General features: G+C 39.7%; 21 protein-coding genes and 1 tRNA gene. 8 read left to right on the top strand and 14 right to left on the bottom strand.

Annotated elements, in window-relative coordinates; genetic code table 11:
- Positions 1–4: 4 nt before the first annotated feature.
- Together AC07VK_RS21570 and AC07VK_RS21565 are read right to left on the bottom strand one after the other, a co-directional pair.
- Positions 5–1,207, bottom strand: a complete 1,203-nt coding sequence (locus AC07VK_RS21570) for an efflux RND transporter periplasmic adaptor subunit (RefSeq protein ID WP_492956244.1) — start codon at positions 1,205–1,207, stop codon at positions 5–7.
- A gap of 69 nt (positions 1,208–1,276) precedes the next feature.
- Positions 1,277–1,882, bottom strand: a complete 606-nt coding sequence (locus tag AC07VK_RS21565) for a TetR/AcrR family transcriptional regulator (RefSeq protein WP_057935142.1) — start codon at positions 1,880–1,882, stop codon at positions 1,277–1,279.
- Between the two features lie 180 nt (positions 1,883–2,062).
- Here AC07VK_RS21565 and AC07VK_RS21560 point away from each other — a divergent pair, with 180 nt between their 5' ends.
- Complete coding sequence (locus AC07VK_RS21560; RefSeq protein ID WP_492963792.1) at positions 2,063–2,506, top strand: GNAT family N-acetyltransferase; 444 nt, start codon at positions 2,063–2,065, stop codon at positions 2,504–2,506.
- A 669-nt stretch (positions 2,507–3,175) separates the two neighbouring features.
- Here AC07VK_RS21560 and AC07VK_RS21555 read toward each other — a convergent pair.
- The 5 genes from AC07VK_RS21555 to trpD all read right to left on the bottom strand — a co-directional run bounded on the left by AC07VK_RS21555 (position 3,176) and on the right by trpD (position 7,849).
- A complete protein-coding gene (locus AC07VK_RS21555; RefSeq protein ID WP_492963790.1) occupies positions 3,176–3,817 on the bottom strand; it encodes an NAD(P)-dependent oxidoreductase in 642 nt (213 codons plus the stop codon).
- Between the two features lie 315 nt (positions 3,818–4,132).
- Complete coding sequence (gene trpA, locus AC07VK_RS21550; protein WP_116253251.1) at positions 4,133–4,900, bottom strand: tryptophan synthase subunit alpha; 768 nt, start codon at positions 4,898–4,900, stop codon at positions 4,133–4,135.
- Positions 4,901–5,005: 105 nt separating this feature from the next.
- Complete coding sequence (gene trpB, locus AC07VK_RS21545) at positions 5,006–6,187, bottom strand: tryptophan synthase subunit beta (protein WP_209435069.1); 1,182 nt, start codon at positions 6,185–6,187, stop codon at positions 5,006–5,008.
- A 49-nt stretch (positions 6,188–6,236) separates the two neighbouring features.
- Positions 6,237–6,866: a phosphoribosylanthranilate isomerase gene (locus AC07VK_RS21540; protein ID WP_492963788.1), complete on the bottom strand. Its 630-nt coding sequence runs from the start codon at positions 6,864–6,866 to the stop codon at positions 6,237–6,239.
- Positions 6,860–7,849 carry an anthranilate phosphoribosyltransferase gene (gene trpD / locus AC07VK_RS21535; RefSeq protein WP_492963786.1) on the bottom strand — a complete coding sequence of 330 codons (990 nt, stop codon included), beginning with the start codon at positions 7,847–7,849 and terminating at the stop codon, positions 6,860–6,862. Before trpD ends, AC07VK_RS21540 begins: the two co-directional genes overlap by 7 nt.
- 379 nt (positions 7,850–8,228) lie before the next feature.
- Here trpD and AC07VK_RS21530 point away from each other — a divergent pair, with 379 nt between their 5' ends.
- Entirely contained in the window at positions 8,229–9,170 is a 942-nt protein-coding gene (locus tag AC07VK_RS21530) for an ion channel (protein ID WP_492963785.1), read from the top strand.
- Between the two features lie 342 nt (positions 9,171–9,512).
- On the opposite strand, the gene AC07VK_RS21525 is transcribed toward AC07VK_RS21530, so the two are convergent.
- From AC07VK_RS21525 to recR, 4 genes are all read right to left on the bottom strand, one after another.
- Positions 9,513–10,343, bottom strand: a complete 831-nt coding sequence (locus AC07VK_RS21525; protein ID WP_492963783.1) for an alpha/beta hydrolase — start codon at positions 10,341–10,343, stop codon at positions 9,513–9,515.
- A 449-nt stretch (positions 10,344–10,792) separates the two neighbouring features.
- The gene (locus AC07VK_RS21520; RefSeq protein ID WP_492963781.1) at positions 10,793–10,954 is read right to left on the bottom strand and encodes a hypothetical protein; all 162 of its coding nucleotides are present in this window, start codon (positions 10,952–10,954) and stop codon (positions 10,793–10,795) included.
- Positions 10,955–11,087: 133 nt separating this feature from the next.
- Positions 11,088–11,906: an SDR family oxidoreductase gene (locus tag AC07VK_RS21515; protein ID WP_492956235.1), complete on the bottom strand. Its 819-nt coding sequence runs from the start codon at positions 11,904–11,906 to the stop codon at positions 11,088–11,090.
- 139 nt (positions 11,907–12,045) lie between these two features.
- Positions 12,046–12,663, bottom strand: coding sequence for a recombination mediator RecR (recR, locus tag AC07VK_RS21510; RefSeq protein WP_492956247.1), 618 nt, complete (start codon positions 12,661–12,663; stop codon positions 12,046–12,048).
- A gap of 164 nt (positions 12,664–12,827) precedes the next feature.
- Here recR and AC07VK_RS21505 point away from each other — a divergent pair, with 164 nt between their 5' ends.
- From AC07VK_RS21505 to AC07VK_RS21490, 4 genes are all read left to right on the top strand, one after another.
- The gene (locus AC07VK_RS21505) at positions 12,828–14,336 is read left to right on the top strand and encodes a sodium:solute symporter (protein ID WP_492963779.1); all 1,509 of its coding nucleotides are present in this window, start codon (positions 12,828–12,830) and stop codon (positions 14,334–14,336) included.
- A gap of 17 nt (positions 14,337–14,353) precedes the next feature.
- Positions 14,354–15,061: an LOG family protein gene (locus AC07VK_RS21500; RefSeq protein ID WP_029278019.1), complete on the top strand. Its 708-nt coding sequence runs from the start codon at positions 14,354–14,356 to the stop codon at positions 15,059–15,061.
- A 210-nt stretch (positions 15,062–15,271) separates the two neighbouring features.
- Positions 15,272–15,772, top strand: a complete 501-nt coding sequence (locus AC07VK_RS21495; RefSeq protein WP_492963777.1) for a hypothetical protein — start codon at positions 15,272–15,274, stop codon at positions 15,770–15,772.
- Between the two features lie 25 nt (positions 15,773–15,797).
- On the top strand, positions 15,798–16,292 hold the full coding sequence (locus tag AC07VK_RS21490; protein WP_492963775.1) for a hypothetical protein: 495 nt from the start codon (positions 15,798–15,800) through the stop codon (positions 16,290–16,292).
- 459 nt (positions 16,293–16,751) lie between these two features.
- Here AC07VK_RS21490 and arsC read toward each other — a convergent pair whose 3' ends face one another.
- The 3 genes from arsC to AC07VK_RS21475 form a co-directional block, all read right to left on the bottom strand.
- Positions 16,752–17,096, bottom strand: coding sequence for an arsenate reductase (glutaredoxin) (gene arsC / locus AC07VK_RS21485; RefSeq protein WP_492963773.1), 345 nt, complete (start codon positions 17,094–17,096; stop codon positions 16,752–16,754).
- A gap of 10 nt (positions 17,097–17,106) precedes the next feature.
- Positions 17,107–17,697: a DUF502 domain-containing protein gene (locus tag AC07VK_RS21480; RefSeq protein WP_057935154.1), complete on the bottom strand. Its 591-nt coding sequence runs from the start codon at positions 17,695–17,697 to the stop codon at positions 17,107–17,109.
- A gap of 389 nt (positions 17,698–18,086) precedes the next feature.
- Positions 18,087–20,546 carry a bifunctional UDP-N-acetylmuramoyl-tripeptide:D-alanyl-D-alanine ligase/alanine racemase gene (locus AC07VK_RS21475; RefSeq protein WP_492963771.1) on the bottom strand — a complete coding sequence of 820 codons (2,460 nt, stop codon included), beginning with the start codon at positions 20,544–20,546 and terminating at the stop codon, positions 18,087–18,089.
- Positions 20,547–20,607: 61 nt separating this feature from the next.
- On the opposite strand from AC07VK_RS21475, the gene AC07VK_RS21470 reads away from it, so the two are divergent.
- Positions 20,608–21,096, top strand: a complete 489-nt coding sequence (locus tag AC07VK_RS21470) for a regulatory protein RecX (RefSeq protein ID WP_492963769.1) — start codon at positions 20,608–20,610, stop codon at positions 21,094–21,096.
- Between the two features lie 94 nt (positions 21,097–21,190).
- Positions 21,191–21,263 (top strand) — tRNA-Gly (locus tag AC07VK_RS21465).
- The last annotated feature ends 3 nt before the right edge of the window (positions 21,264–21,266 follow it).

Below are 21,266 nucleotides of genomic sequence, written 5' to 3'. Positions count from 1 at the left end.
CTTATTAATTTTTTGTTTTTGCAACAGCTACTTTATCTGTTGCTTTTTGTGGCTGGATCACCATGCCCTCCTGTAATTTATCAACCCCGCTCAACACAATCTGATCGCCAACCTTTACCCCGTCTTTAACCAGGTAATTTTCGCCGGCTTTACCAACAATGGTAATGGATTGTTTTTTCACCTTACTACTGTCGCCTACAGTAAATACAAATACTTTATCCTGCATTTCTACTGTTGAAGATTGCGGTACCAGAATAGCATTATCGTGCTGTAAACCTAAACGGATCTTACCGGTATTACCCGAGCGAAGAACGCCACTTGCATTAGGGAAACTGGCCCTTAAAGTAATGGCACCTGTGTTTTTATCAAACTGCCCATCAATCATATCGATCTTACCTTTAATCGGGTAAGCAGAATTATCAGCCAATAAAAGTTCTACTGCAGGTAAGTGTTTAATCCTGTCGGCAGGTGTTTTACCTGGATAATTTGCATTAAAACTGTTGAAGTCGTTTTCGGCAAGGGAGAAATAAACATGTACTTCGTGGATATCTGATAATTGTGTTAAAGCAACCTGATCTGTCGGAGAAACCAAACTTCCCTGTTTTTTAGGGATACGGCCAATGTAACCGCTTACTGTAGCCTTAACATTAGTATAACCTAAGTTAATCTGTGCCGAAGCTACGCTGGCTCTGGCTTGTTCGGCATTTGCCTGTGCAATTTTATAAGCCGTTTTGGCTGTTTTTAACTGAAAATCAGATACTACCTTATTCTGAACAAGTGGTGTTAATTTATCAACTTCCAATTGAGCGTTTAAAATAGCCGCTTCTGCAGCGTGTAAACTTGCTTTGGCATTGTTTAAAGCCTCGCGGTAAGGGTTTTCGTTAATTTTGAACAGGGTTTGTCCGGCAGTTACATAAGCGCCTTCATTAACCAAAACGCTTTGTAAGTAACCGCTCACCTGTGGCCTTACATCGATATCAACAGCACCCTGAATAGAGGCCGGGTACTCTATAAACGTGGTTTCTGTGCTCGAGCTAATCGCGCTTACAGGCAGTGCCGGTGGCGGTGGTGCAGCTGCAGCCTGATCAGGAGACGACTTACAACTCACCAGAATTATAGATAGAAGAGAAATTGTTAACAATAACTTAATGCTATTAAACCGTTTAACAGTGTTAAGTAAGGGGTACAAGCGGTGTAGAGATTTCATATGATTAAATTTAATTGGAATTAGCGTGTATAATAATTTAACAGTGTTAAATTATCTTGTAAAAAAAAATTAACTATTAATAGATAATGTAATGCCCTTGATGGCATCTTTTAAAATCTGTTGGTTTAACTCGTCTGTTGTTCTTCCATTCGGGCGAACCAGGTTGATGGAAATTAAACCATGGATGATAGACCAATAAGTGTAATACTTCATGCAGATATCATCATCAGAAACGGGTTGCTTCTCAAATAAAGATTCAATTACGTCGCCCAACATACCAGCTATGTTTTCGGCTTCGGGCATTGAATTTTTAACGGTACAACAAACCATATCCACACCGTACATCAATTGATAAAATTCTTTATGGGTAAAGGCGAAGTTCCAGTAGGCAATCCACATGGCTTCCATTTTATCTTCCGGAGATTCGTGTTTATCCCTGGCCTCGCGGATATCTTTCGCCAACATTAAATATCCCCTTCTGGTGAGTTCCAGTAAGATGCCATCCTTGTTAGAAAAGTATTCGTAAATAATTGGTGCAGTATATTCAATCTGGTCGGCAATTTTACGCATACTTAATGCCTGCCAGCCCTCTGTTTGAACAATATTCAAGGCAGCATCCAGAATTTTTGTTCTGGTTTCATCTTTTAAACGTAGAATTCTTTCTTTACTTCCCATGACTGGAATATTAGGTGTAAATAATCTAACACCGTTAAGCAAATGTAGAACCAATTCCAGAATTGACAATCATTCATTTGTCATAAACATTTTATTGCTTAATTTTACAGCTGATAATCAACGATTAAAGTGTTTAAAAGCACATTCCGAATAAATTAATTTTCTCAAAAAATATAAAAAATGATTTTCCGCGAAGCAAAAACGACTGACATAGCTGCGATACAATTTGTCAGACATACGGTAAAAGAGAACACTTTGTCAGATCCGGCGCTGGTTACTGACAAAGATTGCGAAGAATTTATTACACAACGCGGCAAAGGATGGGTTTGCGAAATAGATGGGGAGATAGTTGGGTTCTCCATCGTAGATTTAAAGGAGCATAATATCTGGGCGCTATTCCTTCGTCCGGAATTTGAAGGCAAAGGCATTGGCAAAGAACTGCACCGGTTAATGATAGATTGGTATTTCGATCAAACGCAAGATCTTGTGTGGTTAGGAACAGCGCCCAATACCCGCGCTGAAGAATTTTATACCAGGCAGGGCTGGAAAAACGTTGGTTTGGTAAACAAAGGAGAAGTGAAATTTGAGATGAGTTATGAGGATTGGGTGAAACGGAGTATTTAGTAGTGAGATTTATTGCCACGGAGGCACGGACTAACACGGAGATGTTTATTGCTATATTCAAAGGGCAGTGATAGCCGCCAAAGCCTGAACCATATAAGTTATATATAAGCTCCATGGCTCATATGTTCTTAAATTTCTTATGTGGTGAAAAACCATAATGAAGGTTTTAACCACTAAGCCCCTAACCTGAAGCGAAGCGGAAAAGCTACGCAGTAAAACAAGTTCAGGGTGGCGGATCCATAGATTGATCGTCATTGCGAGAAGGCTTTTTCAGCCGACGTGGCAATCTTAATGCGATCGCTAGTAGCGATAGTTGTAAGATTGCTTCGTGCCTCGCAATGACGATGTAGCCTAGAAAAGACTTACCACCAAGACAAAACCGTCGAAGGACTGAACCACATAAGGCATATAAGTTACATATAAGCGCAATGCCTTATGTTCTTACATTTCTTATATAGTGAAAAACCATAATAAGTTTTAACTACCAAGACCCTGACCTGGAGCGAAGCGGAAAGCTACGCGGTAAAACAAGTTCAGGGTGACTGTCTGAGAGAATGATCGTCATTGCGAGAAGGCTTTTCAGCCGACGAAGCAATCTCTCTAGCAGGATCGCTAGTATGAAAGATTGCTTCGTCGTGTCTCCTCGCAATGACGATAAAAGTTATAAATCTAATTATTCCAGATAAAAGGTGCCTGTTTTACAAAGGCCTTCTCCCCTAACTGCTCAATAATAAACTGTGCTAAATTAGCCGCATTAATCTGTTCTCCATTACAATTAACCAAACTTGTACCTATAGGCGTTTGCTCGTCGGTTTGGATAATCATGGGTAACCGGATTAAAGTCCAATCGAGATTGCTTTTCGTCAAAAGATCATATTCTTTTTGTCTATCGGCTGTAGAAACCGGATAGTTATCGTACATCCATTGGGTGGCAAATTGAGTCTTCGCATCTTTTTCATCGGCAGGCGTATCCACATTGATCCCGGTAATTACAATATAACGTTTCAGGTGAATGGCTTCCATTGCTTTTAGAATATGACCTGTCGATTGCGTAAAGATTGTTTTTTCGCTTGCAGGTTGCCCCATCCCCAATGCACTGACTACGACATCGCAACCCTCAATAAGCTCATGTACTGTTTCGGCATCTTTTACATCGCCAATTACGATTTCCAGCAAAGCATGACGGGTTTGAAGTTTTTCAGGATTTCTGATAAGAGCTTTCACCCTGATTTTTTGCGTCAATAACGTTTTTAAAATATAAGCACCAGCTTTACCTGTGGCACCAATTAAAGCAATTCTTAAATCTTGCATGATGTTCTTTATAAAAATTTTAGAAAATAATAGTTTATCCCTTGATCAGAACGATAAGGGAATGTCAGAATTGAATTCTGTTTGACTTATATTTTATAAAGAGATTTTAATGATACTAATTTAGGAAAAAAATATCATTTCGAATTAATTGCAAACGGAATGGAGATCCTTCGACTCCGCTCAAGATGAGAATTAATTAATAAACATCGTCATCTCGACCGGAACGCAGTGAAGCGGAGAGATCTATCTCGAGACAGATTTCTCCACTACGGTCGAAATGACGAACCGACTGAATGTGCCTTTGTGGTCAAAAAACTAAGCTTTAAACTTCTTCATAAAGTTGCTCACACTTTCTTCTAAATTTCCATCAGCAATGGCTTTAACGAAAGCCGTACCAATAATGGCACCGTTGGCGTATGAACAGGCCTTATCAAAAGTCTGTTTATCGCTGATCCCGAAACCGATCATGGTTGGGTTCTTCAGATTCAGGTTTTTAATCCTGCTGAAATAAGCCTCGGTAGTATTACCAACCTCGAGGTTTTTACCCGTTGTAGCCGACGATGATAATAAATAAATAAATCCATTGGTTAAACCGTCAATTTTATGGATCCGTTCTTCAGCCGTTTGAGGGGTAATTAAAAACACATTGCTCAGGTTATGTTTTTCGAAGCAATCTTTATAGAACTCCTCATACTCTACCATCGGCAGATCGGGAACAATACAGCCATCTACGCCTACTTCGGCACAGGCTTCGCAGAATTTTTCTACTCCAAACTGCAAAACAGGGTTTACATAACCCATTAACAACACAGGAATGGTAACGGTCTTACGCAAGTCTTTCAACTGTTCGAAAAGCAGCTTAAGTGTCATGCCTTGATCGAGCGATTGTTTGCTACTCGCCTGGATTACCGGTCCATCTGCAACAGGATCGGAATAAGGAAACCCGATTTCGAGCATATCAGCACCTGATTTTTCCAGCGCTTCTGCAATTTTAATGGTATCGCCAGTGTTTGGATAACCAGCAGTATAGTATATTGATAATATATTTTTCTTCTCCTGGAAGAGTTGTTTAATTCGGTTCATGTTTTTGAGATGGGAGATTTGAGATTGGAGATGTGAGATTGGAGATTAGGTGCTTATCAGAAAGTCCATCGTCTCATGTCTCATATCTATTGTCTCAAATCTATCTTAAAGATTAAAATATTTAATATAAGTATCCAGATCCTTGTCGCCACGGCCTGAAAGGCAAACCACTACGTTTTCGCCAGCTTTAAATTCCATTTTTTCTAAGTAAGCCAGGGCGTGTGCACTTTCGATGGCCGGAATAATCCCTTCCAATTGGGTGCAAAGCAAACCCGCTTCTAAACTTTCTTCATCGGTAATGGAAACATATTGGCCACGGCCGGTTTTAAACAAATGTGCATGCTGTGGGCCAATACCCGGATAATCTAAACCTGCTGAAACCGAGTGTGGTTCTACCACCTGTCCATCTGGCGTTTGCATTAAAATACTTCTGCTACCGTGCAAAACACCTTCTTTCCCCAGATAAGTGGTTGCCGCAGAAAACCCACTCGACACTCCTTTTCCTGCTGCTTCAACAGCAATGAGTTTAACATTTTCATCGTCCATAAAATGGTAGAACATACCCATGGCATTACTGCCACCACCTACGCAGGCCAACACATAATCAGGTTGATCGCTACCTGTTTGCTCCAATAACTGCTTTTTCGTTTCCTCAGAGATAATCGATTGGAAAATGGCCACCATATCAGGGTAAGGGTGTGGGCCAACTACCGAACCAATAATATAGTGTGTATCAACAGGATTATTGATCCAGTCGCGCATCGCCTCATTGGTGGCATCTTTTAAGGTTTTACTTCCGGAGCTTGCCGGAACAACCTTTGCGCCCAGCATTTTCATGCGGGCCACATTTGGTGCCTGGCGCTCGATATCTACCTCGCCCATGTAAATTACGCACTCAAGGTTGCGCAGCGCACATACCGTTGCGGTGGCTACACCATGCTGACCAGCGCCCGTTTCGGCAATGATTCTTTTTTTACCCAGTTTTTCGGCCAGTAAAATCTGTCCGATGGTATTGTTGATCTTATGGGCACCGGTATGGTTTAAATCTTCTCTTTTTAAGAAAATATTGGCACCATATTTTTCTGAATATCTTTTGGCCAGGTATAAAGGTGAAGGACGGCCAACGTAATCTTTTAACAATTGATGAAATTCCTTTTGAAAATCGGCATCATCAATAATCTTTAAATAGTTTTGACGCAATTCCTCTACGTTTGGATAAAGCATTTCGGGGATGTAAGCGCCTCCAAAATCTCCATAATATCCTTTTTCGTTTACTTTGTATTTCATGTTTTTTTCTTTTTTCCCTTGGTTGAAACCAAGGGTTATGAATAACAATCTATTTATTCATTTCTTTAATAAATTCTTTAATCTTCTCTGCATCCTTTAAACCTGGTTCAATTTCAAATCTGCTGTTGATATCCAGGGCATATAATCGCTCGTCATTTATTTCTTTTATGGCCGGTGCATGTTCTAAATCGATGCCGCCACTTAAAAAGTAGGGTTTAGTGTAAGTATATCGGTCTAAAACAGACCAATCGAATGTTTTTCCCGATCCGCCATGTGTTTTGGTTTTGGTATCGAACAGAAAATAATCCACCACATTTAAATAAACTTCGAGACCTGAAAAATCAAAATCTTCATCTATTCCGAAAGCTTTAATCACTTCTAAGGCAGGAAAGCTTGATTTTAATGCTGCACAATATTCGGGCGATTCGCTGCCATGTAACTGAACAGCTTTTAGCTTCAATGTGTTTACTTTATCTTTTACTTTTTCTAAGTCTTCATTTACAAAAACACCTACGGTTTTAATCTCAGCGGGAATGTATTTGATCAATTCAGCAGAAACCTCACTGATCAACCGCGGTGATTTTTCATAAAAAATAAAACCCAGATAATCTGGCTGCAGCTCGGCAACCGCAGCAATATTGGCTGCTAAACGCATGCCGCAAACTTTTAACTTTAACATGCCAATAAGTTTTTGAAACTGTTAAGTGCTTTTTTGCTCATTAACGATTCTTCCGCTTCATAAAAACAATCGGCAAAAGATTGTTCAGGTTTTATGGTTTTAATGGCCAATGCCGAATTGCACAATACCACGTTGTTCTGTACATCGGTAGCTTCGCCGTTTAATACATCCATAAATATTTTGGCTGATGATTCTACGGTATCGCCACCCTTAATCGCATTCACATCAACCTTATCAAAACCCATATCCTGAAGGGTTAAAATCTGTTCGCCCTTGTTCGAAAAGGTTTTCACATCACAGGTTAACGAAACCTCGTCATAACCTTCCAGCGCGTGTACAATGGTATAACTTTTATCGGTATCCTGGTATAAATAAGCATATAAACGGGCGAGCTCCAAACTAAAAACCCCTACCATCTGGTATTTCGGCTGTCCGGGGTTAACCATTGGGCCAAGCATATTGAAAAATGTTTTCACGCCCAGTTCCTTACGGATCGGTGCCACAATTTTCATGGCCGGATTAAACAACGGAGCATGTAAAAAACAGATTCCTGCGGTATCTAAATTACGCCTTAAAGTATCCTCATTATTGGTAAAAGTATAACCTAAATATTCCATTACGTTGGATGAACCGCAGCCAGAAGAAACGCCGTAGTTACCGTGTTTGGCCACATGATGACCAGCACCTGCCACCACAAACGAGGATAAAGTAGAAATATTGAAAGTATCTTTACCATCACCTCCGGTACCGCAAAGATCAATCAGTTCGTAACCCGACAAGTTTACTTTTACGCACATATCAAGCATCGCATCACGAAAGCCCTGCAGCTCCTGCACGGTAATATTACGCATGGCATAAGCCGTAATAAAAGCGGCAATCTGCGAAGAATTGAATGCCCCTTCCGAAATGGAGATTAAAATGTTCTTTGCCTCTTCCCTGCTAAAACTCTTGTTCTCGAATAAATGGTTTAATATTTTTTTCATGTTTACTGCCATTGTTATTTAACCACAGATGAAAAGGATGAACACGGATAAAAATCTGTGTGTATCTGTGCTCATCTGTGGTTCCTTTTTTATTTATCTTTATTTCGCCATGGTTTGTGTCTCCACAAACCATCTAAATATTCCGTTTCGTGGAGACACGAACCGGGGCGATGTTTAAAAAAATTGCATAAAAAAAGGATTGCTTTTTGGGCAATCCTCTTCGTTGTGTTTAAAATATTTTAAAATATATAACAATAGAATTTGCCTAACGAATTTCGTTATGCCACCACCAATTGTTATTTAAGTTTTTAATTATCATGTTTGTATAAAGCAAATATTGACATAGTTTTTTAATATTCCAAAATCTTTCTAAAAATATATGGCTTTCTTTAAAAGAAAAGTACAGTTTAATGATGATTTCGGTTTCGGATCGAATCCGGTAACCAAAAACCAGCGCATGCTAAACCCCGATGGGTCGGCAAATATCGAACGTACTGGCCTGCCCTGGTTTAAGTTTGATGATACCTACACCCGTTTGGTTACCATGAGCTGGCCGCGTTTTTTCTTTGTCATCCTCCTTGCCTACCTTGTTGTAAATACAATTTTCGCTGTTTTATACAATGTGGTGGGTATTGAAAATTTAAATGGTGCCAAAGGTGTAACGCTTCGTGATCAGTTTTTTGATGCCTTTTTCTTTTCTGCCCAAACCATTTCTACCGTGGGTTACGGCCATATTTCGCCACAGGGTTTTGTTACCAGTGTGCTTGCCGCTTTCGAAAGTATGCTGGGTTTATTGGCTTTTGCACTGGCTACAGGTTTATTGTATGGCCGTTTTAGCAGGCCGACCTCTAAAGTGAGTTTCAGCAAGAAAATGGTTATTGCTCCTTACGAGAATGGCCATGGCTTAATGTGCCGTTTGGTGAACCTCCGCCGCAACCAGCTCATTGAGGTTGAGGTACAGATGGTGATGTCGTACAATGAAACCATTGATGGTAAACATGTACGTAGGTTTTATCCTTTGCCATTAGAGCGCAGTAAAATCGGTATCCTATCATTAAACTGGACTTTGGTACACCCCATTACCGAAGAAAGTCCGTTTTTCAAAAAATCGTTAACCGAGCTGCAGCAGGCCGAAGTAGAAGTTTTTGTGATCCTCAAAGCTTTTGATGATACTTTCTCTCAGACCATCCACACCAGAACCAGTTATCAGGATGAGGAAATAGAAATGGATGCTAAGTTTGATAAAATGTATTACCATAACGATGAAGGTAAAATGGTAATGGATTATAGTAAGCTGGATCAGGTTACGCGGACGGTGTAAGGCCATTCTTGTTTTAAAAGGCTTTTTTCTTTTTTTTGGAAAGCAGGTTTCGATGCTAGTCGGTTGCAGCAGTCCCGCCATACGCTGCAATCTTTTTGTGGTCCTGTCATCCTGAGGTACGAAGAATCTGTTTCATAGGCTGCAGATGAAAGGCCATTTAAGGCCGCTTCAAACAAAAAGGATTTTCGCTGCTGTCGGGTTTAGGTGGGTTCGGTAGGTGCAATGAATAGAACCACCCCGCCTTTCAGGCACCCCCTACAGAGGAGGGGAATGCAAATCGCATAAAAACTATGAGGGGCAATTCCTCTCTTTCAGAGGGGTGTCCGCAGGACGGGGTGTTAATTAATGCCCTAAAAACCCCAAAATATCCTTATATAATTGATTCCCGCCAAAAATCATCTGACTGATCATCGGTACATGGCTTTTACCTTTAATCTCTTTTATTTCTACAGGAACGTTATTAGCTTTAAGTTTTTCGTATAACCTCGGCGTTTGCAATTTAATGGCACCATAAGTTTTGCTTCCATAAAAGAGTAAGTGTGGATTTTTGATATTGCTTACATAATCCAATGGTGAAGCAACTTTCCAAACTGCAGGCTGATCGGTAAAAGTTCTGATGAAATCGAAGTAAAAATGGTCTTTTTCGGCTGTGGTTAAATATTCCTGCATATCGAGTCCGAAAGGATCGTCGAGAATTACCCCTTTAATTGGATTTTTAATTCCAGCTTTTTTAAAATATTTAGGATCGGCATTAATCAGTTCGCCCAGATGTGCCCCAGCCGAATGCCCCATTACAAAAATCTTATCCGGACTCGCAGTATAATCGGCAATATGCGCCTGTACCCATTTTACGGCCAAAGCACAATCATCACCCATTTTTTCGTACTGAACGTTTGGTGCTAAGCGATAATTGATGATAACAGTAACTACACCCTTCCGCGCGAAGTTTCTGCCCAACCACCAATAAGTTTCTTTCTTCCCGCTACTCCAGGAGCCACCATGAATAAAAACCAGAACAGGTTTATCTTTTATGCTGTCGTTTTTGTAAAAAATATTCAGCGTATTGGCCTCATCAGCATTGCCTGCGTAATTGATATTTTTTACTTTTTTAACCTGTGCAGCAGAAAGTATCGTTTGAAAAAGCAGCATTAATAAAGCAAGGAATTTGTACATAAAAAAAGATCTATCTCTTCACTTAATAAACGAAATTGTTGTAAAGGTGGATTTGTTAGTAGCGAGTATTAAGTAGAAAGTATCAGGTATCAAGACATTTATATAGACGCCAAGCACACCCACTAACGCTATTAGCCTTACGGCTTAAACCCTTCATCTTTATACCGCAACCGCTCTAGCCCGGATCCGATATCAGATTTATTCAGGCTCTATTCTATCTAAAATATATGAGACTAGGTGCTAAACAATTGTATTGGGTCTTCGACTCCGCTACCATTGACGTTGTTATTAATTATTTAATAGTTAGTGACTTGTAGAAGATGCATTTCCATCCAACAGGGCCTTCGCACTGTACCTCCGTTCTACTTAAGTCCGGACTAACATCCCGATAGCTATCGGGATCGGACTGCACTGTCCAAGCCAACCTACTAGCTTCGAAAGAAAAATTTTCAGCCGGCAGTTTTTGTTTTTTCATGGGCTTTTATGTTTTCAACGGCATTCACGCTAGCTACGCTGGTCTTTTTGATGCCAAAAAGAAAGAGCCCTTCGGCGGCGGCGAGCAGAGGCAAGACCGAGCAGTAGGAAAAGGGAAACGATTGTACGTCACTCATATTGATTTTTATACAATAAATTACCCCTCAGACTGACAATTCATCTAGCTTAAACTGCCAACAAAGGCACCGAAACGCCAAACGCTAATCGCAATACGCTATTCTATTTACCTTACGCCTTAAACCTTCTACCTTAAGCCTTAATCAGCGGATTTTTCTCTTTCGCAAACAGATCAAAAACCTTTTTATCTACAAAAGCCGGGAAGAGTTTATTCATCCAAACGGCTAATTTCCCTTGTCCGGTCATGATTAAGGTACGTTTACGTTTTTCGATACCATCGGCAATAATGCTGGCTACTTCTTCCGATGTCATCATTTTGCCTTCATCCATACTGGTTTCGCCATGTGCAGCACCATCTTTCGATAAAGCGGTTACCCTGATATTGGAAGCGGTAAAACCAGGACAGGCCAATAAAACATTTACGCCTGTTTTTAATAATTCGGTGCGTAAAGATTCCATAAATCCGTTCATTGCAAATTTAGAAGCCGAATAACCCGTTCTGCCCGGCAAACCGCGGTAACCTGCAATTGATGATATGCCCACTACCGTCCCTTTGGTTTTTAAAATCTCTGGCAAAGCATATTTGGTACAATAAACCGTTCCCCAAAAGTTTACATCCATCAGGTTTTTAAGCACTGATAAATCAAGATCGTTAAACAGGGCACGCATGGATAATCCGGCATTATTTACCAGAATATCAATCTTTTGAAACGAAACCAAAGCTTGTTTGATAATCAGTTCGCAATCTGCTTCTTTGCTTACATCGGCCTGAACGGCCACGGCCCTGATGTTATATTTTTTCTCCAGGTCTGCAGTAATTTCGCAAAGCGTTACGTATTGGCGGGCGGCTAAAACCAAATTGGCACCACGTTTAGCAAATTCTTCGGCACAGGCTTTTCCGATTCCGCTCGATGCGCCAGTGATAATGATGACTTTATTTTTTAGGTTCATTTTTAGTAGCAAGTATTGAGTATTGAGTAGCAAGTATTGAGTATTGAGTAGCAAGTATTGAGTATTGAGTAGCAAGTATTAAGACTGGATACTGCTTTTATTTTTTTATTAAGGTAATTTGGCTAAAAGTGTTTTACCATTATTTCATCATTGCAGTTTCGTAAGGCACACGGGTTACAATCGATCTGCCGAGCGTAATTTCATCGGTATATTCCAGCTCACCGCCAAAAGCAATACCCCGTGCAATGGTCGTTACCGGAACATTAAACTCCTTTAATCTTTTGTACAGGTAAAACAATGTGGTATCGCCCTCCATATTCGGACTGAGTGCTAAAATCACCTCTTTAATCCCTCCTGCTGCCATTCTCACTACTAATCCATCAATAAACAGATCAGAAGGACCTACGCCATCCATCGGAGAAATTAGGCCGCCCAACACATGGTAAACCCCAAAATATTGACCGGTATTTTCAATCGCCATTACATCGCGGGTATCTTCTACCACACAAATGGTTTCTTTATCGCGTTTTGGCGAAGTACAGATCTCGCATACCACATAATCGGAAATGTTATGGCAGGTGCTGCAATGTTTAATATGCTGCTTAAGTTTTATAAAAGTATTGCCAAACTGGTTTACCTCCTCCTGCTCTTTGTTTAAAAGATGTAATACCAAACGTAAAGCTGTTTTTTGCCCTACACCAGGAAGTTTCGAGAATTCGTTTACCGCATCTTCGAGCAGTTTGGATGAAAAATTCATAATGCAAAAATAGGTAAAATGGTTCATTGGTTCAATAGTCATTGGTTCATTCGTCATTAGTTCATTAGGCTATTTGACTTCCGACTTCGGACTCCGGACTTCCGACTCAAGAATATTGCTTGATTTGATACTTTTCTTTACATTTATCAGCTTAACACAAAACTATGTCTCCAACCATTCTCTTATGTTTCCTGATCGGCTATTTTTTACTGCTGATTATTATTTCATTCGTAACCTCAAAAAAATCATCTGATAATTCTACTTTCTTTGTCGCCAACCGGAATTCTAAATGGTATTTAGTAGCCTTTGGGATGATCGGAACCGCACTTTCGGGTGTTACTTTTATATCGGTACCCGGAGAAGTTGGCGCACCCAGCGGAAACCAGTTTCAATATTTCCAGTTCGTTCTGGGTAATGCTGTTGGTTTTATCATCATCGCCACCGTTCTGCTTCCACTTTATTACCGGATGAATTTAACCTCCATTTATAGCTATATCGAAAAGCGGCTGGGGCATTACAGTTACAAAACAGCAGCATCGATATTTTTATTGAGCCGTACGTTGGGATCCGCAACAAGACTATACCTCGTAGTTATTGTTTTACAGCGTTTTATATTCGATAATTATGGCGTTCCGTTTTGGTTAACGGTTTTAATTTCGTTGGCACTGATCTGGTCGTACACCTTTAAAGGTGGATTAAAAACCATTATCATTACCGATACACTGCAAACTTTTTTCCTGGTGCTTTCGGTTTTCCTGACGATTTATTTTATTTGCAGCAGTCTCGATTTCAATATTCCACAGGCATTCGAAACCATAAAAACCAGCAGTTACTCGAAAATATTCTTTCTGAACGATTTCCTGACCAATAAATTCTATTTCAGCAAACAGTTTATCGGTGGTATTTTCGTTACCATCGCCATGACTGGTTTAGATCAGGATCTGATGCAGAAAAACCTGAGCATGGGCACTATCAAAGAGGCACAAAAAAACATGTTTACTTTTACAGGGGTATTTGTAATCCTTAACGTTTTCTTTTTGAGCGTGGGTGCCCTGTTATACATTTTCGCCGCGAAAAACGGCATCGATATTCCATTAGATCACATTACCGGGAAACCAAGGACAGATTTATTATTCCCTGAAATTGCTTTAAATAACCTTGGCGCTGTACCTGCAATTATATTCATGTTGGGCCTAACGGCAGCAACTTTTGCCACAACCGACTCGGCACTTACAGCTTTAACCACATCCTTTTGTGTCGACTTTTTAGGTATGGCTAAGGCAGAAAATGTAAATGCCAAAGACGCCGTAAAAAAGCGCCATACCGTGCACGTGGCATTTTCTATTCTGATGTTTTTAGTGATCATCGTGATCAATGCCTTGAACAGCTCATCGGTAGTCAGTTTGATTTTTACCATCGCCTCTTATACCTATGGGCCGCTTTTAGGATTGTATAGTTTTGGATTATTTGTAAAAAAACGTGGTCTTCACGATAAATTAGTACCGATAGTTTGCTTATTATCACCTTTTTTATGTTACTTGCTTTCCACGTATTCTACCACTTTATTGGGCGGTTACGTTTTTAGTGTTGAACTGATTTTGATTAACGGTTTAATCACATTTATAGGCTTGTTGTTCATCAGTAAAAAAACCGATGCGCAAACCAGATTTTAATATTAGAATAACAGTATATGACGAGTGAAGAAAAAATTAGAAGCGCTTTTGAAAACAAAGACTGGCAAGAAATTAAAGTAACAGATTCCTGGCAAATTTTTAAGATCATGGCCGAATTTGTAGACGGCTTTGAAAAACTGGCTAAAATTGGCCCATGTGTTACCATTTATGGTTCGGCCCGTACAGCTCAAACGCATCGATACTACCAATTGGCAGAGCAGTGCGGTAAATTATTAACCGATCGTGGTTATGGTGTAATCACTGGCGGTGGTCCTGGTATTATGGAGGCCGGTAATAAAGGCGCCCACACCAATGGAGGTAAATCGGTTGGTTTAAACATCGAGTTGCCTTTCGAGCAGTTCCACAATAAATATATCGATCATAATAAATTGCTGGAGTTTGATTATTTCTTTGTGCGCAAAGTCATGTTCATGAAATATAGCCAGGGTTTTGTGGTTTTACCAGGTGGTTTTGGCACTATGGATGAACTTTTTGAAGCTTTGACCTTAATCCAGACCGGAAAAATTGCACGTTTCCCAATCGTATTGGTGGGTGTTGATTATTGGGGTGGATTAATTGATTGGATTAAAGGAACGATGTTGCAGAAGGAACACAATATCCATGAAGAAGATTTAAACCTTTTCAGGTTGGTAGATACTGCTGAGGAAGCTGCAGAGCACATTTTCCGTTTCTACGATAAATATGTACTTAAACCGAATTTCTAGATTGGTTCAATGGCTATTGGTTCATTAGTCATTGGTTTATTGGTTAGTGGCACATGGTTAAGTGGTTAATGGTTTAAACTGGTTAACTGAAAACTGCACACTGCTAACTGCCAACTGAAAAAGTGCTTACAAACAATAAGCACTTTTTTTATGTCTTCATTTATTGTAACAACTAACGGAAACTGCTATCTAAAATAAAACGTATCTAACATGGCGAAATTTATCAATTGGAGAAGTAATTGGTTGAGCGGGGATTTTCAACTCTTTGTAGATGGCATTCAGAAAGGAATGATCTCTTTTGGAAGCTGGAGAAGTGATGCAGAGGGCGTGTTTGATGACAAAAATTTTTTCTTCTCCAATGTGGGGTTTTGGCAATCGAGAACTAATGTAATCGACCGAAAAACAAATGAACTGGTTGCAGTGATTACTTACGACAGCTGGAAATCAAAAGCCGTAATCAGCTTAAAATCTGGCGAACGGTACGAATGGACATCAACAGGAATATGGAAATCGCAGTTTACGGTAAGCAATTATAACAACGAGCACATCACGTATAACGCAAGCAGCAATAGTGGTGCAATATCATCGGATACAGACAATGAATTATTGATTGTATCAGGTTTGTTTATTAAGCATATTTACAACAAACGGATAGTTACCCTTATTGCCTGCTTCATGCCGATTATAGTGATATCAACAATGCGCCATTAGTATTGAAATTAAATCCTTTTGTGAGATGGAACAGGTATTAAATTGGAGAAAAGGTTTATTTGATAGCAATTATCAGGTATTTAACAACGGACTGTTAAAATTTTCGCTGAATTTTAGTTCGTGGAAAAATTCGGCAATAGCCACTACCCAGGCAGGTATTTACCTGTTAAAAAGTGAAGGGTTTTCTAAACCTGAAACGAAATTACTGAACAATCAGAATGAGGTTTTAGCTATAATTACTTACGACTGGCTGCGTTTTAAAGCGAAAATTGTATTCGCCTCTGGCGATAATTTTGACTGGAGTTTTCAAAACAGCTGGTTAAGCCGGTGGTCGTTAAACGACCATCAGGATAAACAGATTTTGTTCAATGCTTCAAGCGGAAATGGCCTGTTACATAGCAATGTGGATGATGATAAACTGATTTTATGCGGGCTTTTTATCCGGGAATACTATTCGAGGTTGCTTGTTGGTTTTATTATTTTCATGTTCATTCTGTTTAGCTTCAAGAATATTTTTTAGTTTAAACCAATAATCTGGTCTTAGCGTCTCGCTAAGACATTAGAGAATACTAAACTTAAGTTACGGAACTATTTTATGTCGTAGCGAGACGCTACGACTTGAGTCAGTTAGCATTTATCCTTCATATAAGACCCTGAAATAAATTCAGGGTGACGTACCTCGAAAGAGGGATTTCCATTTCCATCAGGGCTATTGTGTGCAGGCAGTCATCAGATATAACCACAAAACGATCTGATCTAATCGTTTCGCTAAAACATTAGGAAATACTAAACTTAAGTTACGGAACTATTTAATGTCGTATTGAGGCGACGACTAGGGTTAGCATTTTTTAGTTATATAAAGATCCGTCATCTCGACTGAAGCGCAGTCCCGAACTTTCGGGAGAGAGATCTACATCCCAAAACACTCTCGAGATAGATTTCTCGACTGCGTTGCACTCCGCTCGAAATGACGATTGGATTATCCCAAAATCTCTTTTATTTTTTCGGTTGGTCTGGCGATGACTGCTTGATCTCCTGAGATGATGATCGGTCTCTCGATTAAAATAGGGTGTGCAACCATGGCATCAACCCATTCCTCATCATTCAAGGTTTTTCCTTTATAAATTTCAGCAAAAACCTTTTCCCCTTTACGGATCAATTCCAATGGTTTAATGCCCAGTTTTCGAATAATTTCTTTCAGTTCACTTTTATTGGGCGGCGTTTCTAAATAATAAACCACCTCGAAAGCCTTTCCACTGTTTTCTAATTCCGCTAAAGCACAACGGCTTTTAGTGCATCTGTTATTATGGTAAATCGTAATCATTTAGAAATGTTTATAGCCCGCTTACGCCACCGCTTACCACCAGTTTCATGGCATCAGCTGCTGTCATATGCAAATCAGTTACCTTATCTCTTCTTACAATGCAAAGCTGACCGGCAAAAGAGTAAGAAAGTGGGAAATATACGGCTACTTCTTCGGGCAGGTTGAGTTTATGCAGATCGTTCTGCGTTAAAAATCCAATCTTTTTTAGGCCTCCCTCCACTTCTACCAGCACCGGGTGGTTAAATTTCTTCTCATCACCTACAAAAGCTTCTGTTAAATCTTTTATGGATGAATAGATAAAATTAAGTAAGGGCAGCCGCTGCATAATCCGCTGAAACCAATTGTACATAGGCTCAGTTACCAAATTGGTTACAAAGATACCGGCCAGTAAAATGAGGGCTAAAACCGTTAACAAACCTAAACCAGGGATATTACGGCTTTCGCCTGTACTTGGGTTTACGCCTAAAATATTGTTTACATTCAACCAGCTATCTACAGTTGTAACCGCCCAAACTACAATAAAAATACTTACGGCAATGGGCACAACAATTAATAAACCTTTAATCAAATAGTTTAAAATAGCTTTCCCGACTTTATTCATGGTGCAAAAATAACATTTTTTTCAGTTCATTTGTGCTAAGTGTTCATTAGTTCATTAGCCATTGGTTCATTTGTGCTGGGTGCATAGCCTTGTAATACGTATAAGAGATTTTATTAGCACATTTATCTGGTTTATTGCACCTAACGTGTACCCAGCCAATTCGCGATGCCAATGAACTATTGAACAAAATAGGCAATATGCCACCCGAATGGCCAATGAACCACTGAAAGAATGATCTTATAGACAGCCTGCTACACTAATGACTAATGAACAACTGAACGAATGAACCAATAGACGGTATGCTACACTAATGACCAATGAACCACTGAACGAATGAACCAATAGGCCGTATGCCGCACTAATGGCCAATGAACCACTGAACGAATGAACTACTCATAGAAATAAACCCTTTTAACCCTTTGCGAGATATTGGTTAAAATTTCATACGGAATGGTATTAATATCTTTCGCCAACTGCATAATGGTGTGTTCCTTATTAAAAACGATGGCCTCATCACCTGGCTTCACATCGATGCCTGTGATATCCAACATGGTCATGTCCATACAGATTGAACCGATGGTAGGCACCAAATGGCCATTAATAAGCATTTTACCTACTCCATTGCCGAAATACCTGGTATAACCGTCGGCATAGCCAATTTTTACAGTCGCTATTTTTCCACCATTTGGCATCACACCCTTCCTGCTGTAACCTACAGTTTCGCCTGGGGCTAAAGTCTTCACCTGGGTAACCGTAGTTTTAAGCACCATTACGGTCTGCAAACCCCGGTTATTCGGCAATGCGGAGTCAAAACCATACAAACCTATGCCTAAACGTACCATATCCATTTGCCCTTCCGGCCAACGAGAAATACCCGAAGTATTGGAAATATGAAGCAAAGGTTTGTAGCCTAAAACATCTACCAGTTGATTTGCGATAGTTTTAAACCTCTCAATCTGCTGTTGCGTAAATCCATCATGTTCTGCGGCATCGCTTGCCACCAGGTGAGAAAAAATACTTTGAACTTTTACCTTCGCCGAATCTTTAAGCAGATTAGACAATGTATTGATTTCTGGTTGATCAAAGCCCAAACGGTGCATACCACTATCTATTTTAATGTGGATGGGGTAATCGAAATCATAATCAGACAGCGCATTTAAAAAACTATTCAGAATTTCTATACTGTAAATTTCGGGTTCGAGCTTGTGTTTAATGATGGCATCGAAAGCAGATTCTTCAGGACTCATCACCATAATGGGTAAAGTGATGCCCGCTTTACGCAAGGCAATGCCTTCATCGGCATAAGCTACCGCCAGATAATCTACCTTATGGAACTGCAATAAATTGGCAATCTCAAAACTCCCGCTTCCATATGAAAAGGCTTTAACCATGGCCATCATTTTAACACCTGGTTTGATTTTAGAACGGTAAAATTGCAGGTTACCAACCATGGCATTGAGATCGATTTCTAATACCGTATCATGTATTTTTTGTGTGAGCAGCTTACTGATCCGGCCAAATTCGAACCGTCTGGCCCCTTTTACCAAAATGGTTTCGTGGTTAAACTGTAAACCGGGAAAAGCATCGATAAAAGCATTGGTATCGTCGAAAAACTGCGTCTCAAACTTAAAAAGATCAGCATACTTCGAAATATGAGTTCCAATTCCAATCAGGCGGTTTACTTTCTTCTGTAAAAGCAATTCGGAAATCTCCGTGTATAAATCCAGATCATCTCTCCCCGTTTCAAATAATTCGGAAAGAATAACGGTTTTCTTTGCATGCTGATTCTGTTGATTTAAAAAATCAAGGGCAATAGCCAATGAAGAAATATCGGCACTGTAAGAATCGTCGATAATGGAACATTGGTTAATCCCATTTTTTAGCTCTAAACGCATGCTCACATGACTCAGTTTTTCCAAACGTAAATCGGCCTGCTCTGGTGTATAACCTAAAGCCAGTAAGGTTGCCCAGCAGATCATTCCATTTTCTATCGAAGCTTTATCTTTAAAAGGCAAAATGCATTCAATTTCCCTATTTTGATAAATGGCCCTCAGGTAACAGTTGCCTTCGATGGGTTCGACCGCAATAACCTGAAGATCTGCTGTTTGCTTACTGCTCCAGCTAAACTGTTTTTTACCAGGCAGCTCTTTTACGCTTATTTCACTTACATATTCAGGCGAGTAAATAAACAGTTCGGATGTTGCAAAGAGTTTCAGTTTCTCCGTTAGTTTTTCCTTTTTAGAACTGAACCCTTCGGCATGTGCTTCGCCGATATTGGTTAAAATTCCAATTTCCGGGCGGATAATTTCTGCCAAGTGCTGCATCTCGTTAACGGCAGAAATACCAGCTTCGAATATACCCAGGCTATGATCGGCCTCAATCTGCCATACCGAAAGCGGCACCCCGATCTGTGAATTATAACTCTTAGGACTTTTAACGATATTAAAATCGGCGGCCAAGAGTTGATACAACCATTCTTTAACAATTGTTTTTCCATTACTCCCTGTAATACCGATGGTTTTTAAATCAAATTGATTCCGGTGTTCGATAGCAAGTTTTTGTAGCGACGCCAAAGCATCATCTACCAGTAAAAAATTGCAGTCGGGATATTCGTTAATGTATTTTGCTTCGGTAATTACAAAATTCCTGATTTCCTTTGCATAAGCATCTCTAATAAATTCATGTCCATTGCGGTGCGAAGACAGGGCAAAAAACACAGAATTTTCCGGAACCAAAACCGAACGGCTATCGACCACCAGATATTGAATAATTACCTGTTCATCAACTAATTTGGCATCAGCATTTAAAATTTCGGCTATTTTGGCAATGGTATATATTGGATTTTGCATGCTATTATATTCAGAAAAATACGGTAATCGCTATTATTTTTACGAATTTCAGTAAATAATTATGAAAAGCAGTAAACAAGAGGCAGTATTATTAGATAAAAAACAAGCGCTGGTAAAAGCAGAGCATTTTTGTGCTTACCAGGAGCGCTCGCAAAAGGAAGTACGGTATAAACTGGTAGAATGGGGCATGCGTGGCGATGAGCTGGAGGAAATAATAAGCGAACTGATTTTGAATAATTTTTTAAATGAGGAAAGGTTTGCTAAAAGTTATGCATCGGGCAAATTCAACATTAAACATTGGGGGCGTGTTAAAATTAAACAGGGTTTGAAATTAAAGGGTGTGCCCGATAAAATTCTGCAAAAGGCAATTTACAGCATCGATGATGATGATTATTTACAAACAATAGAAAAATTAGCCATTAAAAAAGTGCAGAGTTTAAGCGAAAATGATCCGTTTAAAAGAAAAAATAAGCTAATGAGCTACCTTCAGGCAAAAGGTTTTGAAACTGATTTAATTTTACTTGTACTGAAAGCCAGCAATTTAAATTAAATATTAAATTTTTAACAAGAAATCTCTTGACAGAAATATAAATCTGCCTATATTTGCATCACCAAAACGAAACAACAACATCAGTTTTGTTCATGCGAAAGTAGCTCAGTTGGTAGAGCACGACCTTGCCAAGGTCGGGGTCGCGAGTTCGAATCTCGTCTTTCGCTCTA

This window comes from Pedobacter sp. GW821-FHT01D05 (assembly GCF_059422505.1).
Note: the sequence above shows the minus strand (reverse complement) of the source record. Positions and strands in the feature narration are given on the sequence as shown.